This is a genomic window from Lutibacter sp. (assembly GCF_013139515.1).
Classification (GTDB): domain Bacteria; phylum Bacteroidota; class Bacteroidia; order Flavobacteriales; family Flavobacteriaceae; genus Lutibacter.
The window spans coordinates 1-17,349 of sequence record NZ_WTAR01000085.1; the positions used below are offsets into that span (position 1 = coordinate 1).

13 protein-coding genes are annotated in these 17,349 nt (G+C 31.3%); 11 read left to right on the forward strand and 2 right to left on the reverse strand.

The genetic code is table 11. From position 1 onward, the window contains the following. Positions 1 to 253 precede the first annotated feature (253 nt). The 6 genes from GQ540_RS08035 to GQ540_RS08060 all read left to right on the forward strand — a co-directional run bounded on the left by GQ540_RS08035 (position 254) and on the right by GQ540_RS08060 (position 9,363). Entirely contained in the window at positions 254 to 967 is a 714-nt protein-coding gene (locus tag GQ540_RS08035; RefSeq protein ID WP_291799857.1) for a polysaccharide biosynthesis/export family protein, read from the forward strand. Positions 968 to 978: 11 nt separating this feature from the next. Next, positions 979 to 3,342 carry a tyrosine-protein kinase gene (locus tag GQ540_RS08040; protein WP_291799859.1) on the forward strand — a complete coding sequence of 788 codons (2,364 nt, stop codon included), beginning with the start codon at positions 979 to 981 and terminating at the stop codon, positions 3,340 to 3,342. 248 nt (positions 3,343 to 3,590) lie between these two features. Next, a complete protein-coding gene (locus tag GQ540_RS08045) occupies positions 3,591 to 6,878 on the forward strand; it encodes a LamG-like jellyroll fold domain-containing protein (RefSeq protein WP_291799861.1) in 3,288 nt (1,095 codons plus the stop codon). A 37-nt stretch (positions 6,879 to 6,915) separates the two neighbouring features. Further along, positions 6,916 to 7,098, forward strand: a complete 183-nt coding sequence (locus GQ540_RS08050; RefSeq protein ID WP_291799863.1) for a hypothetical protein — start codon at positions 6,916 to 6,918, stop codon at positions 7,096 to 7,098. A 14-nt stretch (positions 7,099 to 7,112) separates the two neighbouring features. Further along, entirely contained in the window at positions 7,113 to 8,276 is a 1,164-nt protein-coding gene (locus GQ540_RS08055) for a hypothetical protein (protein WP_291799865.1), read from the forward strand. After that, complete coding sequence (locus tag GQ540_RS08060; RefSeq protein WP_291799866.1) at positions 8,266 to 9,363, forward strand: nucleotidyltransferase family protein; 1,098 nt, start codon at positions 8,266 to 8,268, stop codon at positions 9,361 to 9,363. The genes GQ540_RS08055 and GQ540_RS08060 overlap by 11 nt, the downstream gene beginning before the upstream one ends. A gap of 4 nt (positions 9,364 to 9,367) precedes the next feature. Here GQ540_RS08060 and GQ540_RS08065 read toward each other — a convergent pair whose 3' ends face one another. Together GQ540_RS08065 and GQ540_RS08070 are read right to left on the reverse strand one after the other, a co-directional pair. Beyond that, positions 9,368 to 9,610, reverse strand: coding sequence for a hypothetical protein (locus GQ540_RS08065; protein WP_291799868.1), 243 nt, complete (start codon positions 9,608 to 9,610; stop codon positions 9,368 to 9,370). A gap of 61 nt (positions 9,611 to 9,671) precedes the next feature. Further along, a complete protein-coding gene (locus GQ540_RS08070; RefSeq protein ID WP_291799870.1) occupies positions 9,672 to 10,229 on the reverse strand; it encodes a hypothetical protein in 558 nt (185 codons plus the stop codon). A 163-nt stretch (positions 10,230 to 10,392) separates the two neighbouring features. Here GQ540_RS08070 and GQ540_RS08075 point away from each other — a divergent pair, with 163 nt between their 5' ends. From GQ540_RS08075 to GQ540_RS08095, 5 genes are all read left to right on the forward strand, one after another. After that, positions 10,393 to 11,259: a winged helix-turn-helix domain-containing protein gene (locus GQ540_RS08075; RefSeq protein WP_291799872.1), complete on the forward strand. Its 867-nt coding sequence runs from the start codon at positions 10,393 to 10,395 to the stop codon at positions 11,257 to 11,259. Between the two features lie 331 nt (positions 11,260 to 11,590). Beyond that, a complete protein-coding gene (locus tag GQ540_RS08080; RefSeq protein ID WP_291799874.1) occupies positions 11,591 to 12,934 on the forward strand; it encodes a DEAD/DEAH box helicase in 1,344 nt (447 codons plus the stop codon). A gap of 2 nt (positions 12,935 to 12,936) precedes the next feature. After that, on the forward strand, positions 12,937 to 14,250 hold the full coding sequence (locus GQ540_RS08085) for a DEAD/DEAH box helicase (RefSeq protein ID WP_291799876.1): 1,314 nt from the start codon (positions 12,937 to 12,939) through the stop codon (positions 14,248 to 14,250). A gap of 156 nt (positions 14,251 to 14,406) precedes the next feature. Continuing rightward, a complete protein-coding gene (locus tag GQ540_RS08090) occupies positions 14,407 to 15,963 on the forward strand; it encodes an SDR family NAD(P)-dependent oxidoreductase (RefSeq protein ID WP_291799878.1) in 1,557 nt (518 codons plus the stop codon). 132 nt (positions 15,964 to 16,095) lie between these two features. Next, complete coding sequence (locus GQ540_RS08095; protein ID WP_291799880.1) at positions 16,096 to 17,214, forward strand: DEAD/DEAH box helicase; 1,119 nt, start codon at positions 16,096 to 16,098, stop codon at positions 17,212 to 17,214. The last annotated feature ends 135 nt before the right edge of the window (positions 17,215 to 17,349 follow it).

Sequence of the window (17,349 nt, forward strand, 5' to 3'; positions counted from 1 at the left end):
TGATTTATTTTATGCATTTGAATGTCAGTTCGAGTAATTTTCGATAGAAAATTGTATCGAGAACTATTTTGAAAACGAAAATTTGATTCTCGATACTAATTTTACGCATTAACATTCGTTAAATTCACTCGAATTGACAACTTTTATTCAAAATGCACAACGAGATGAATAATAATAAATGAATAACAACCTGAAAATCACCTTTAATACCATGAAAAAGAATGCCTATTTTTATCTATTACTTATAAGTATCATGCTCGTTATAACTTCGTGTGTGCCAGCAAAAGAAATTGCTTATTTTCAAGAAATTGAAGGGCTTGTTTCTACCAAAACAATGATTCATTCAGAAACAAAAATTGCCGTAGGAGATTTGTTAACCATTAATGTATCGGCACTTGATCCTGAAACAGCAATAGCATTTAATCTTTTTGAAAATTCAGGAGGTGGAAATGTAAAATCATTGCCTTATTTAGTAAACTCGGTAGGGGAATTAAATTTCCCTGTACTAGGTACTATACACGTTGTTGGATTAACCACCAAAGAATTAACTGACAAACTCATAAAATTATTATCAGAATTTATCATCAATCCTGTTGTAAATATAAGGCTTACTAATTTTAAAGTAACTGTTTTAGGTGAAGTTAAAAATCCAGGAACATTTACGGTACCCAATGAGCGTATCTCAATTGTAGAAGCGCTAGGCTTGGCAGGAGATTTAACCATTCAAGGAAAAAGAGACAAGGTATTGTTAGTGCGTGAAATTGAAGGAAAAAGAGTTGTAATTCCTATAGATTTATCTAAAATACAAGTCTTAAACTCTCCGTACTATTATTTAGCTCAGAACGATGTACTTTATATTGAACCAAATAAAGCCAAACGTAACTCATCGGCCATTGGTTCTAATACGGGTGTTGCACTAACATCTGTTTCTATTTTAATTTCAATTATAGCTATTCTTATCAGATAAAATAAATCATTATGAATCAGAACGAAAACCCTTTAAATTATTTATTTTTTGATGAAGAACCTATTGATTATCGTGAGAAAATTGAAAAATATGTGTACCACTGGAAATGGTTTGTTGTAGGTATTATTGTTGCTTTGGCGTGCGCTTATGTGTATTTGCGTTACACACCTCGTGAATATTTGGTAACAACTACCATTTTAGTAGATGATATGAAAAATGGAGGATTGCCTTCAGAATTAATGGCTTTTGAAGATTTGGGACTTATTTCAGCAAGAAGAAAAACGGTTGATAATGAAATGGGCTTGTTGAAGTCTAGAAGTTTGATGCAAAAAGTGGTGAAAGAGGTAGGGTTAAACGTTACTTATTATGAAGAAGGGCGTGTGCAAACTTCAGAAGTATTTCAACAAAAATCACCTGTAAAAATTAATTTCTTTTCAAAAGATTCTACTTTTTATGCGTTAGATACTACGTTTAGAATTCGTTTAACGTCAAAAACAAACTTTACGTTAATAAATAAACTAGGAATTGATGTTTCTTCTCATGCCTTTGGTGAAAAGATTCTAACCAATATGGGTGCTTTAACGGTAACTCCAACAAATTTAAAAAAACTTAAAGGTGATGAAGAAGTAATTACTGTAATTAAACCTCTAAAAGCAATAGCAAATAGCTACAGAAGTAGTTTAAAAATGGATTTATTGTATGAAAAAGCGAGTTTAATTGAGCTAAGTTTAAAAACAAAAGTGAAGTTAAAAGGACAGATTATTTTAGATAATTTGGTGAATTTGTACAATAAAAATGCGGTTGAAGATAAAAGTTTAATAGCCAATAACACCAACGATTTTATCAATAGGCGTCTTGAAGTGATAGAAAAGGATTTATCAAGTGTTGATAAAGGAGTAGAGGATTTTAAAATAACCAATAAGCTTACCAATATTGCTTCAGAAGCGACATTGGTATTGCAAACAAATTCAGAAATAGAGAAAAAAATAATTGAATTAAATACGCAATTAAAATTAGCAAACTATGTAACTGATTATATGGCTGAACATATGGATGGGTTAATTCCTTCAAATTTAGGATTGGCTGATGCTACAGTAAGTGTAAGTGGTGTGCAATTAAATAAGTTAGTAATAGAGCGTAACCGCCTTTTAAAAAGTTCAAAGCCTCAAAACCCGATTATTGTTAATTTAAATAGTCAGATTAAGGAGCTAAGAGGAAGTATTGCACAAAGTTTAGCAAATTTAACTTCATCTTTAACAATTTCGTTAAATGATGCTGTTTACCAAGAGAATAGAATGTCATCTAAAATTACTTCAGCACCAAAACAAGAGCGTGAGTTTAGAGATATTCAGCGTCAGCAACAAATAATTGAAACGTTGTATTTGTATTTATTACAAAAGCGAGAAGAAAACGCAATTTCATTGGCTGCCACCTTGCCAAATGCTAAAATAATTGACAAAGCTGATGGAAGTGATAGTCCAATAAGCCCAAAGAGAAATGTAGTATATATGGCTGCTGCTATGCTAGGGTTTATGGTTCCGTTTTTATTTTTTTACTTGGTATTTTTATTAGATAATAAAGTACACACACTAAAAGATATTGAAGCAGTATTAAAAGCGCCATTTTTAGGTGAAATTCCTAAAACAGCCATGGATCACAAAATTGTGGTAAATGATACTGAAAGAGGTATTGTAGCTGAGGCTTTTAGAATGTTACGAACAAATATTACGTTTATGCTTTCTAATGTAAAAAAAGAGGCTAAAACTATTTTTATTACATCAACTATTAGCGAAGAAGGAAAAACATTTATAGCTATAAATACCGCTGCCGTATTAGCATTGTCAAATAAAAAAGTATTATTAGTTGGGGCTGATATTCGTAAACCAAAAATTAATGATTACTTAAAAGTAACCTACGATAAAGGGTTGACACATTTTTTAATGGATAATTCTTTAGCTATTGAAGATGTTATTGTACATAATAAAGAATCTAATTTTGATGTTTTACACTCAGGAATTATAGCTCCAAACCCTTCTGAATTATTAATGAATGGTAGGTTTGAAGAAGTATTAGCGTATGGAAAAGCAAATTACGATTATGTAATAATAGATACTGCACCTATAAAAATTGTTACAGATACGCTATTGTTAAGTAACATTGCCGATTTATTTGTGTATGTGATTAGAGCAAACTATTTAGACAAGCGCTTACTAGAAATTCCTACTAAATTATACAATGAAAAGCGTGTAAACAATATGGCTGTCATATTAAACGCTGTTGATATTGATAGAGGTGTTGGTTATGGCTATGGATATGGTTATGGATACGCTTATGGAGAAAATGAACAGAAACCTTGGTGGAAGAAATTGTTTTAACTTGTTAGTACGGGATGGAGCGTAAAAAAAATGTTCACTGAACATTTTTAGCGAACAGGCCAGCTGTGGCGCTTGGGCATATGACTGAAGTAATCTGTTATATTAGAATTCTAATCATGAGATTGCTTCGTACAACCATCAAGAAACCAAACAACTATATTAAAAATAATAGCATTTTAACGCTTAAAAACCTATAAAATTTAAAGAAAAATGAGTATTATTGTAGTCCCAATCTCAAAAAAAAAAATATGAAAAAAACAGTACTTTATTTTCTTTTTGCTTTTAGCATGTTGCCCCAACTGTTGCAAGCACAAAACAATGCCTTAGATTTTGATGGGTTTAATGATTATATTTCTTGTGGAAATGTAGATTTATATAATCATGCTTTTACTTATGAAACATGGTTTAAGGTTAATAATTTTCAAGGAAACGATCCGTATCTTTCTACGTTAATGGGGATTGAAACCGGTAATGATGCTTCTGTTTTAAGAATAATTAAAAACGGTAATGATTATAAACTAGATTTCTATATGAATTCTGGTAATGGAGGCTATTACTTACTAGGTACTTCACCTTTAGTTACTAATAAATGGTATCATGTAGCATTAGTATTTGATCAAGGCTCTAATGAAATTCGTTTATACTTAAATGGAATGTTTGAGAGCTCAATAAGTGTAGCTTCTTTTACAGACAATTATACACATAATTCTTTTTTTATTTCATATAGTTATGATGGGAGATATTTAGATGGGCAAATGGATGAAGTTAGAGTATGGGATTATGCTAGAAGTGAATCTCAAATAAGAGACTATATGTACCAAGAATTAGTAGGTGATGAAGGAGGCCTTTTAATTAATTATAATTTTAATGAAACTTCCGGGACTACACTTACAGATAATAGTAGTGCAACTATTACAAATAATGTTAGCTCACTGCCCGGTACATTAACTAATATGGATAATACAGATTGGGTTACCTCTCCAGCTTTTTATGGCCCTAAAAATTGTTTAGATTTTGATGGGGTAGATGAAAATGTTTATATAGGTTCTTTTTTACCTATTGTTACATCAGGTACTATTTCCTTTTGGATTTATCTAGATGCAATTCCAGGGAATGATGCTCGTTTAATATCAAAAAGTCCAAACTCTCTTGCTGGTGATGAAATATATTTAACAAGTGGTGAAGGTAAAATTAAAACAGTTGGTAGTTTTGTAGTAGGAGATGATTTAGTATCATCAAATGCTTTAAGTGTTGGTGTTTGGACACATGTTTCTATAACTGCTGATGGAACTGGATCTAAATTGTATATTAACGGTATTTTAGATGATACTGGAGGTGCTGCAGCATTTAGTTTTGACACTTTTAGAATTGGTGGTCAACATAATACTAGTTTTTGGGAAACAGTAAATGCAAAAATGGATGAAGTTAGAGTGTGGAGTACTGTACGAACGGCTGAAGAAATTAGAGAACATATGTATAAAACACTTGTTGGAAATGAAAGCGGTCTTGTAGCTTATTATAATTTTGATAATGCATCAGGGAATGTTCTCTATGACTTTAGTGGAAATAATGATGGTACTATAGAAAATATTGAAAATACAGATTGGGTTACATCTACAGCCTTTAACACTTGGTTAGATACAGACTCATCAACTTGGGGAACTGCAAGTAATTGGAGTAGCGGAAGTGTGCCAAGCACTACTGATAATGTTGGTATTTCAAATAATGGAGGAACAGCACCTTCATTATCAAGTGATTTAACTGTTAAAAGTTTAAGTGTAGAAACTGGAGCGTCTTTAACTATTGCATCTTCAACATTAACAATTGCTAACAATATTTTTAACAGCGGTACTTTAACAGCTACAGGAACACTTACGTATGCTGCTTCAACATTATATAACAATGGTACTTTTATAAATAATGGAACTACTAGTTTATACGATTTCACAAATAATACTGGAGCTACAGCAACTATAGCTTCAGGAAATCAATTAACGGTGACTAATACTATTTCAAACAGTGGTACAATTACTGTAGATGGAACTTTCATAAATAATCAAACACTCACAAATAGTGGTACGTTTACGAATGAAGGTGCAACTACCTTAAATAATTTAACAAATACAGGTACTTTTAATATCAACTCTACTGCCACCACTAATGGCTCGTTAATTGTTTCTGGTACTTCAACAGGAAACATTACTTACAATAGATATTTGTTAGGAAGTAAATGGCATTTGTTTAGCGCACCAATTGGTGCTCAAAATATAAATTCATTTGTTACTAATGGAGCTAATAATGTGCCAAGAAGTGATGGAGGAACAGGAACAAAATACGCTTTAGCGCCTTATGACAATACCGGAACTATTGGTGCTACAACTTGGGATTATTACACAATTGGCGGAAGTAATGAAGCAAGTAGCGCAGGAAATTTTATAGCAGGAAAAGGGTACCAAGTATATACAACAGCAGCAGGAACTATTGCTTTTACAGGTACAGTTCCAACTGCACAAACAGATTTAGCGGTAACTGTTGATGCTTCTAATACTTGGAATTTAGTTGGAAATCCGTTTCCTTCTTCAATCCCTGCAAATGTAGATGCTGATGCTACAAATAATTTTTTAACAGTGAATGCCAGTGAATTAGATCCTTCAAATACTGCTATTTATATTTGGGATGCTGCAACTTCTGCTTACGTACTTGTAAATCATGATTCTCCTGCAACTTATATTGCGCCTGGACAATCGTTTTTTGTAAAGTCTAGTGCTGCAAATACGTTAAATTTTACAACTGCAATGCGTATGCACCAACCTACAGCAGTGTTTCAAAAAGGGAATGGAAACTTAAAACCAACTATACAATTAATAGCTGAAAATACTGAAGGAAAAACAAGTACAACTAAAATTAAATATGTATCCGGTACAAGCTATGGACTTGATCCTGGTTATGATGCAAGTACTTTTTCAGCTGTTGAAAGCTCCTTTTTTGGAGTGTATTCTAAATTAATTGAAGATAATGGAGTCAACTTTTCGCTGCAAATTGTACCCGATGAAAATTATGAAACAACTGTAATTCCTATTGGAATAACTACTGATGTAACTGCAGAAGTTACTTTTAAGGCAGTTTATGAAAACTTACCAACTGATACAAAAGTTTTTCTTGAAGATAGATTGTTAAGTGTTTTCACCGAAATAAATGAAAGTAATAAAAGCTATACTATTTCGTTGACTAGTGAGAGCAGTAAAGAGGGTCGTTTTTATATACATACTTTGGCTAAAAAACCAACGGAGCCTTCTACAGAACTAACAGACTTGAGAATTGTATCTTACTATGACACCAATAGCTTAAAGGTTATTGGGAACCTTGAAGAAACTTCAACTATTGAAATTTTTGATACTTTAGGACGTTTTATTTTTAAAAGCACTATTAGTAATGAAGCTCATGAAATTAGTGTTCCATCTATGGCTAAAGGAATTTATTATGTTAAAATAAATTCTCCAACTAAAAAATCAAGTACTAAAATAGCTTGGTATTAGTAATTAATTATGTTAAAAATTAGTATATTTTTGTAAAATGAAAAAGGACCCTAAACAATTAAAAAATACAAATAAAGAGTTGCTAACGCGTAAAGAAGCAATATTAAAAGCAGGTAAATATGCTGCTTTTACAGCCTTGGCTACATTTACTATCTTAAACCCTAAAAAGGCACAAGCACAATCCCCAGGAGATGAACCTGGAGGTGGTTTTACTTTTTAAATTTTAAAATAAAGGTGTTATTAACTACACAGTCTTTTTTAATAAAGAAGCTAGAGCACAAAAGTATTGTATGGTTTAAGGCTTCAAATACGTATGTTTTAGTAGCGCACGATACCGTAAAAATACTTGAAAAAATTAATGAAGGGTTCTCAGATGATGAGCTCTTCATTTTTTGTTTACAACAGTTTCAGCTTTCTAATAAACAAGCAGAAACAGTCATAAATGCTGTTTATAGCTTAATTAAGCAATTAAACACACCTGTAACTATAGAAACCAATAGTACAACTGAATCAATTAAAACAACAAATTATGATTCCACAAAGTTTTATGAAATAGGAACTAAAATTATAAAAGTTTCATTTGAAACAGCCAATTTAGAATTTTTAGTGCATCCAAAGTTTGCACATTTAGAAGTAACTAATGTGGTTGATTTTATAAGTCATTTTAAGGTTGGTTATTCTCAACATAAAATTGTACTTGAAGTTGACACTAAAAGAGTAGGAGCTTGGGAAGAAAAAGAGATTCATTATTTTCAAGGGAAATTTTCAATGGTTTTATTAGAAACTATGTATGAGATTGAAGAGAAAAAATGGATGGCAGTATTGCATGCTTCAGCAATAAGTAATGGTGAAAATTGTATTTTATTTACAGGAGATTCCGGCAATGGTAAAAGTACCTTAGCTGCATTATTGGTTGCAAATGGTTACACGTTATTTGCCGATGATTTTGTGCCAATTGCTGCGGCAACTAAAAAAGTGTTTCATTTCCCTGCTGCTATCTCTATTAAAGAAAAAGCAGTTGCTACATTACTTCCATACTTTCCTAAATTAGAAAGTGCTTCCGTTTATACGTATGAAAACATGCATAAAAAGGTACGTTATTTAGCAACTCAACGTTTAGATTTAACAACAAAAAAACAATTAAATTGCAAGGCAATTGTTTTAGTTAACTATAAAGAGAATAGCGGTTTAACAATTAAAAAGCTCCCCAAAGAAGATGCTTTTGAATATTTGATTCCAGATTCTTGGTTATCAGAAGAAGTTGAAAATGCTTCATTCTTTTTAGATTGGTTTTCAACAATGCCTTGTTACCATTTAACCTATTCTGATACAGAATTAATGTGTAAAACGGTAGAAGAACTCTTTAGTTCTAACGAAACAAGAAATAATGAACTATAAAGAAGCGCTTTATTTTATTGGTAATTGTTTGTCGTGTACTAAAAATGTATCGGCTAAAAAATGGGTGGTTTCACAAGTAACTTCTAAAAAAATTGATTGGGAAACTGTTGTAAAAGTAAGTTCAGCTCAGTTAGTTGTACCAGCATTGTATTTAAATTTGAAACGTGCAAACGTGTTACATTTACTTCCAAAAGATTTAATTACGTATTTTAAAGAAATGACGGCACTTAATAAAGAACGAAATATAGCAATCCTTAATCAAGTAAATCATTTAGTTGAATTATTAAATAAGCATCAAATTGAGCACGTTTTTTTAAAAGGAACTGCTCACTTGCTAGAGAATTTATATGAAGATATAAGTGAACGCATGATTGGAGATATTGATTTGTTAGTAGCACCTGAACAGTTTGATAAAACTGCTAAATTAGCACTTGAAATAGGGTATAAGCCACTCACAAAATATTATAAAAATGAATTAAAATTATTGAAGCATTACCCTAGATTAGTACATGAAGAGTGGATTGCAGCTGTTGAAATTCATAGAGTAGTAATTCAACCACCATACAATACTACTTTAAAATCAACCTCAATATTAGAACATAAATTAGCTTTTGAAAATACATTTACACCATCATATCATCATCAAATACTGCATAATATATTAAATGTTCAAGTGAACGATAAAGGTTTTTTATATGCTAAAATTAATTTGCGCCAAATGTACGATTGTTATTTATTATCTTTTAGACCAACAGTTTTAACTACATTAAAGAATGATACAACGTATTATTATCGTAAATCCTTATATTTCAAGTTGATAAATAGCGTTTTTACTACAAGTCTTTTTAAAATTAATGATACTTTCATTCTTCGATTTTTAATGCTTTGGTATCAAAAAAGTATTTATTTTCCAACATTAAATTATGCTTTAAATAGGTTTATATATTATAATTATCGCTTATTTAACTACATAAGGTTATTTGTTTCAGCTTTTTATAAAAAAGAGATACGAGATAGTTTGTATCGGAAATTAAGTGATGCTGGCTGGTATAAAGAACATCTTAAATCTTATAAGAATAAAGTTTAAATTTTTATTTTAATTGTTTTAAATAATTGATGAAGGAATTTAAAGAGACTAATGCCCAAACACCTTCTAAAATAATAAATGGTAGGTAATCTAAAAGAATGGATGCTAAGCAAGCAATAGATGCTCCAATTAAATTTAAAAGTATAAATAATAAACTCTTGTTTGTTGTTTTACCTAGTTCATTTAATATATAGGCTAAAAGAATAAGAAAAACTCCAATAAATCCAAGCCAATCAGTTGTGTTCATAAATTTATGATCGTATAGTTGAAGTTTGCAAGTTATAAATTTACTTGCAATTGTATTTCAATTAACACTTTGGATTCTCTATAATCTTCATTACACCATTTTGAACTGATATAGCAAATGGTATTTCCTCCAAAGTACAGCGAGGTTCAATTGTAAATTGAATTCTTCCAAATACTTCAAAATCATCTTTTGATTTTATCCGTAAAGCTTGTTTATAGGTTGTATTTACACGTACCCAATTTACAGTTCCATTTACAAAAGGATGTAAATCTACCTCTTCAACAGATAAAGGAGTTTCTAATAGCTTACCTTCAAAATCTATATCTTCGTAACTCCCTAAATCCATATAAAATTTACCTTTAAACGCTCTTTTAGAATTAGGAGAAATAAAATAACTACCATTCTTTAATTCCAAAGAAATAACTAAATAATTAGTAGAGTTCTCAGTTGTTTCAATTTCAATCTTAATGTCATAAGGAAGAATTTCCATTGGTTTTGGGAAATTAACCATTATAGATTTATCAACTTTAAGGGTTTCAGCTATCTGATTAGATTGTTGGCTATATACATGACAACTACTACTTATTAGTAGTAAAAAAAGGGCTTTAAATGTGTTCATTTTTAGAATGTTTTAGTGATTGTTAATTAGAGTACATCATATTATTTAATAATTGTTCTGATTGTAAAACTAGACATACATTAGAATAAATATGTCAAAAAAATGTAAAAGAAGTGTCAACTAGTGTGAAAAGTGCTGAAATTTTATGTTATTTACACTAATTATGAGCAGAAAATCTATTTACTCTTTTTTAATTTTAGCTATTATTGTTTTTTTTACTTGGATGTTGTTAAATTCAGAAAACACGAATGAGCACTTTTCAGAAAAAGTAAAACTTTCTTTACGAGCTATTGGAAATCAATTACTACTCAAAAATCAAGATTCTACATCTTTGGTGTTACCCGTTGTTGAGTTAGAGAATTCAACGTATGCATTGTCCTTTCAACATCAACTTACTTTTGAACCAGGCAGTTTAGTTGCTCTTGTAAAAAATAGCTTTCATAAATCTTCACTTCCTAAGTATTATAGTGTTGAAGTTATTCAATGTACAGATCAAGAAGTTGCTTATAGCTATGAAATAAAAAATGAAACAGAAAATGATATAATTCCCTGTAAAGGAAGGTTTTTGCCGAAAAACTGTTATATTATTGAAGTGAGATTCACTAAAAGAACCTCTTTTATCAATAACAAACACACATTTTTATATGCACTAATTTTTGTTGTTTTCATTTCTCTATTTGTAGTCTATTTAAATAAAAAAAAATATGATGTAAAGCCAGAAGAAAATAATTCAACATATACTACTATTGGTAGTTTTCAATTTTACCCTGAGCAAAATAAATTGGTAAAAAAAGCCCAAGAAATAAGCCTTTCAAAAAAAGAGTGTGAATTGTTAGAAATTTTTGTTGCCAATCCAAATCAAATTATCAAACGAGATGAATTAACTAAAAAGGTTTTGGAAGACAATGGTGTTTTTGTTGGGAGAAGTTTAGATACGTATATTTCTAAACTAAGGAAGAAATTAAAAGAGGATGCGACTATTAAATTAACAAACATTCATGGTGTTGGATATAAGCTAGAAATTTCTTAAAATTGTTATAAAAATACTCGTTGTGCATTTTGAATAAAATTTGTCAATTCGAGTGAATTTAACGAATGTTAATGCGTAAACTTAGTATCGAGAATCAAATTTTCGTTTTCAAAATAGTTCTCGATACAATTTTCTATAAAAAATTACTTGAACTGACATTCAAATGCATAAAATAAATCAAAATGCACAACGGGTTCAAAATACATTTATATATTTTTTGAAATACACTTCATTTTATAACTTTTAGCTGAAATTTCTAGGCAAAAGATTAATACACTTATTTACCCAATTCCCAAAAAATGTATCGTTATCTTTGCCAAAATTATTTTATATGTCAAAACGTTTTTCCAATTTAGGAATTAATGAACAGCTGCAACAAGGTTTAGCTGATTTACAAATCTCTGTGCCTACGGATATTCAAGAAAAAACAATTCCGGTGATATTACATCAAAAAGAAGATGTGGTTGCTTTGGCAAAGACAGGTACAGGAAAAACAGCGGCATTTGGGCTACCTTTATTACAATTGATAGATGTAGAAAACACCAAAACACAAGCGGTAATCTTAGCGCCTACAAGGGAACTTGGACAGCAAATTTACACGAATTTAATTTCTTTTTCTACTCATATTCCTTCAATTTCTATTGCTTCTGTATGTGGTGGAATTCCAATCAAGCCGCAAATAGAACGTTTAAAAAGCACAACGCATATTGTAGTAGCAACACCTGGTCGTTTGGCTGATTTAATTGAAAGAAAGGCTGTTGCTATTAAAAATATCTCTTATTTTATTTTAGATGAGGCTGATGAAATGGTGACTGCATTAAAAGACGGATTGGATAGCATTATAAAAGAAATTCCGAAATCTAGAAGAACATTGTTGTTTACAGCTACAATGCCGGGGACCATAAAACAATTGGTTCAAAATTACATGTCAAAACATGTAGTACAAATAGAAGCAGACATGTCTACGGTTGGACATCAAGGAATAGATCATCAATATGTAGTTGTAGAGCCCATAGAAAAATTGGATGTATTGTTGCATTTCTTAAATTCTAAAGAAGGAAAACGTGGGATTATTTTTTGTAAAACAAAAGCAGCGGTTAATAAATTGGCGAAGAACTTGGCAATTAATAAATTTTCATCTGGAGCTATTCATGGTAGTTTAACACAAGGAATACGTGATCGGATTATGGGTCAGTTTAGAGATGGTTTTATTGATATTCTTGTCGCTACTGATTTGGCAGCTAGAGGAATTGATATTAAAGAAATCTCATTCGTTGTAAATTATCATTTGCCTGATACTCCTGATACTTATGTGCATAGAAGTGGACGTACGGCAAGAGCAGGAGCTACTGGACTTTCTTTAACAATTCTACAGAAAGAAGAAGTGGAAGATATTGCTGATTTTGAAACAGCTTTGGGTATTGTTTTTAAACAATTCAAAAAAGCTGATACTCAAAGTATTGAAGAAAACAATGGCTTGTTATGGGCTAAAAAAATATTTAAAACCAAACCCAATCGGGCAATCTCTGAAGACTTTAAAAGGCAGGTTAGAACCATATTTCATCATCTAACGAAAGAAGAATTGATAGAGAAAGTAGTGGCACATCATTTTGCTCAAACAAGTTTAGGTTCTCCAAAACTGGAAGATTCTAAAAAGAATAAAAACAAGAAGTAGATATGGCAAATAGCATCAAAGAGCAACAAGATATTCTTGAAAAATTAAAGATTTATACCCTAAATCCAATGCAAGAAGAAGCTTTGGAGGTAATTAAAAACAATACGAATACCATACTATTATCTCCTACAGGAACTGGTAAGACGTTAGCATTTTTATTACCATTGATAGCTAAATTAGATTCAAAATGTACCGAGGTACAAGCATTAATTATAGTGCCTTCAAGAGAATTAGCTATTCAAACGGAGCAAGTAGTTAGAGAAATGGGTTCTGGTTATAAAGCAAATGCAATTTATGGAGGAAGAACTATTTCAAAAGATAAAATAGAACTAAAACATACACCTGCCATTTTAATAGGAACTCCTGGAAGATTGGCTGATCATTTTGAGCAAGGGCGTTTTACTACAAAAAAAATTAAAACATTGGTTATTGATGAGTTTGATATTTCAATTAAAGTGGGCGCTGGAGGTGAAATGAAAACTATCATGAGTTATATCCCTCATATTTCAAAGCGTATTTTGACTTCTGCTACTCAAGGTACTTCTATTCCTGGTTATTTAAAAATGGATAAACCAATCACTTTGAATTATCTAAAAGAAAAAGTGCATTCAAAACTGACGGTGAAAACAATTCTTTCTCCTTCTAAAAATAAGCACAATACGTTGGTTGATTTATTGAACCATTTGGGAAATGAGCCTGGTATCGTTTTTTGCAATAAAAAAGAAAGAATTGAAGATTTAAGTCGCTTTTTGAATAAAAGAAATATGGCACATACTTGTTTTTATGCAGGAATGGAGCAAAAAGATAGAGAACGTGCTTTGATAAAATTAAGAAATGGAAGTGTTTCTGTTCTTATTGCAAGTGAGTTAGCTTCAAGAGGGATTGATATTCCAGAAATGAACTATATTATTCATTATGAAATACCCGATTCTTATGAACAGTATACGCATAGAAATGGTAGAACTGCAAGAGTAAATGCAAAAGGAAATGCATATTTAATAAAAGCAGATCAAGAGGTTTTTCCTGAGTTTATAGAAAAATCGAAAGTAATGACACTTTCCAAAAGTGAAAATCGTAAATCACAATTTTGGACCACCTTATTTATTTCTGGAGGACGTAAGGATAAAATATCTAAAGGAGATATTGCTGGACTGTTTTTTAAACAAGGTGAAATAAATAAAGATCAATTGGGAGTTATAGAACTTAAACAAGATTGTGCGTTTGTAGCCGTTCCTACTCGTATTTCTGATGCTTTAGTGGAAAAACTAAATAATACACGATTGAAAAAGAAGAAAGTTAGGGTTACTATAATATAAATATCCATTTAATAAAGAAATTATAACTACACTGGAATTAAATCTCTAGATAAAATATTAATTTATCTATTTGACCAATTCCATAGAACGGAATAGTATCTTCGCCAAAATTATTTTTAATATCAATCATTTTCTAGATAGAACGCTTATAGCTATATGCCTAAAGATAACAATGAACAAGACAATACTCGAATAATCTCATCAGAAGAAGTAGATAAGTGCATTTCTATATTAGAACAATTAGTAACAGATACAAATCAACTATTTGATCTTTCAAAGGAGAAAAGAGCTGCTTTAATAAAAGCTTCTGGAATGCTTTCTAGACCAAGTAGAGAAGAATTTTCTCGTCGAAAAAAAGATGGAAAGAAAGCGGCTAAACGCAAAATAGCAGCTAGAGATAAATCAGCTCGTAAGGAAACGGGGATTCGAAGTGCTCGTGAATCTATTGTATTTGAGGCGCCTAAGTTATTAGGCACTTCCGATTTAGCCAATAAAGAACAGTTAGAATTAGAATCTCCTAGAAACTGCTATGTATGCAAAACAGTATTTACAAAATTGCATCATTTCTACGACACTATGTGTACTGATTGTGGTGATTTTAACTATGCAAAACGTTTTCAGAATGCAGATGTAAAAGGACAAGTTGCTATTATAACCGGTTCTCGGTTAAAAATAGGGTATCATATAACATTAATGTTACTACGAGGTGGAGCAACTGTGATTGCTACGACTCGTTTTCCAGTAGATTCAGCATTGCGATTTTCAAAAGAAACTGATTTTATGGAGTGGGGGCATCGCTTAAAGATTCACGGACTTGATTTACGACATATACCAAGTGTAGAAATTTTCTGTAATTTTATTGAACAAAAATATGAAAAATTAGATATTTTAATCAATAATGCAGCTCAAACTGTAAGGCGTCCGGCAGGGTTTTATTCACATTTAATGGAAAATGAAGAAAAACCAATAGAATCGTTACCAATATACGCTCGCGATTTATTAAAAGATCATACAGGTTGTTTAGATGAGTTAAAAGTACTAACTTCAGGAGCGTCTTCCAATAAAAATATGCCTGTAACTTGGCATGGTCCTGAGCCTGGTATTGGTTTAAGAGCTTCTGCAAAATTATCTCAAATTCCTTATAGTTTTGATAATACACTGGTTGCAAAAGAGGTGTTCCCTGAAGGAAAATTGGATGCAGATTTACAACAAGTAGATTTAAGAAAAACGAATAGCTGGCGTTTAAAACTTGGCGAGATTGAAACAACCGAAATGATAGAAGTACAACTTGTAAATGCAGTAGCACCATTTGTGTTGTGTAATCGTCTTTCAGAAATCATGAAAAAAAGCAATACAGGTCAAAAACATATCATTAATGTATCTGCAATGGAAGGAAAGTTTCACCGATTTTTTAAAAAAAGTCGTCATCCACATACAAATATGGCTAAAGCAGCATTAAATATGTTAACGCATACTTCGGCATTGGCCTTAGCAAAAGAAGGAATTTATATGAATGCAGTTGATACCGGATGGGTTACTGATGAAGACCCTGTGGAATTGGCTAAGAAAAAAGAGGAAGTACATGATTTTCAACCACCGTTAGATATTGTTGATGGAGCTGCACGTGTTATGGATCCATTGTTTGATGGTATAAATACTGGGAAGCATTGGTGTGGTAAATTTCTAAAAGATTATAAACCCATTGATTGGTAAAACCAATTATATAGTTTTTATTTATAAAAAAATAATGATTGCTCTATATAATTTAGCATAGAGACATCATTTATAACATGAATCCACGGTTTACAAAACGTACAAAGTACCTTTGTGCCACAATAACATATTATGACCACATTTTCTGAAATAGGTATCCATAAATCCTATATAAAAGCACTTGATGAACTTAACATTATCAATCCAACTGAAATACAAGCCTCTGTAATTCCAATCCTTTTAAAGTCTGAGGTTGATTTAATAGGTTTGGCACAAACTGGCACGGGTAAAACAGCTGCTTTTGGTTTACCAGTATTACATGCTATAGACACCAAGTTGTCAGATATACAAGCTCTTATTATCGCTCCTACACGTGAGTTGGTACAGCAAATAAAAAAGCAATTGTTTCGATTTACAAAGTACAACGACCAAAATATTTTTGTAGAAGGTGTATATGGTGGTGAAAAAATTGAAAAACAAATTAAAGCCTTAACCAGAACTACACACGTTGTGGTAGCAACACCAGGTAGATTACTAGATTTGATAGAGCGCGGTGCCTTAGATATTTCTAATGTAAAACTATTGGTATTAGATGAAGCTGACGAAATGCTGAGTATGGGATTTAAAGAAGATATTAATAAAATTCTTAAATACAATACCACCAAAAGAAACACCTGGTTATTTTCTGCAACAATGCCAGAAGAAATTAAACATATTGTAAAAACTTATATGGCTGCAGATGCTATTAAAGTAGAAGTGAAAAAACATGAGTTAATAAACGAAAACATTTCTCATCATTTTATACGTACCAACATTCCTGATAAATTGAATATGCTTATTCGTATTTTGAAAAAGCGCAACAATGAAAGAGGTATTATTTTCTGCAGAACAAAAGCAGGAACAAGAAAACTAGCCAATCAATTACAAGAAGAAGGTTTTGCTGTAGGAGGCTTAGAAGGCGATATGCAGCAACTAGAACGTGACAAGGTAATGCGCGCTTTTAAAAATGAAAGTATACAAGTCTTAATTTCAACCGATGTATCTGCTAGAGGTATTGACGTTACTAATTTGGGATTTGTATTACACCATCAATTACCAGAACAGACAGAGTACTACACACACAGAAGTGGACGCACCGCACGTGCCGGAAAAAAAGGGCAATCCATCGTCTTACTAATTCCTGGTGAAATGCAAAAAGTGAAAGAACTCCAAAAGGTATTGGGGATTGCTTTTAGTGAGATTTCAATCTAATTTTTAATAATATCTAATATTGGCCAGACGTTGTTAAATAGCTAATTTTAACAAAAACAATCTTGTATGTATCTATAGAATAACTACGCTATATAGGCGTACGTATTTTAAAGGTCATTTCATTTTTAACTTTTT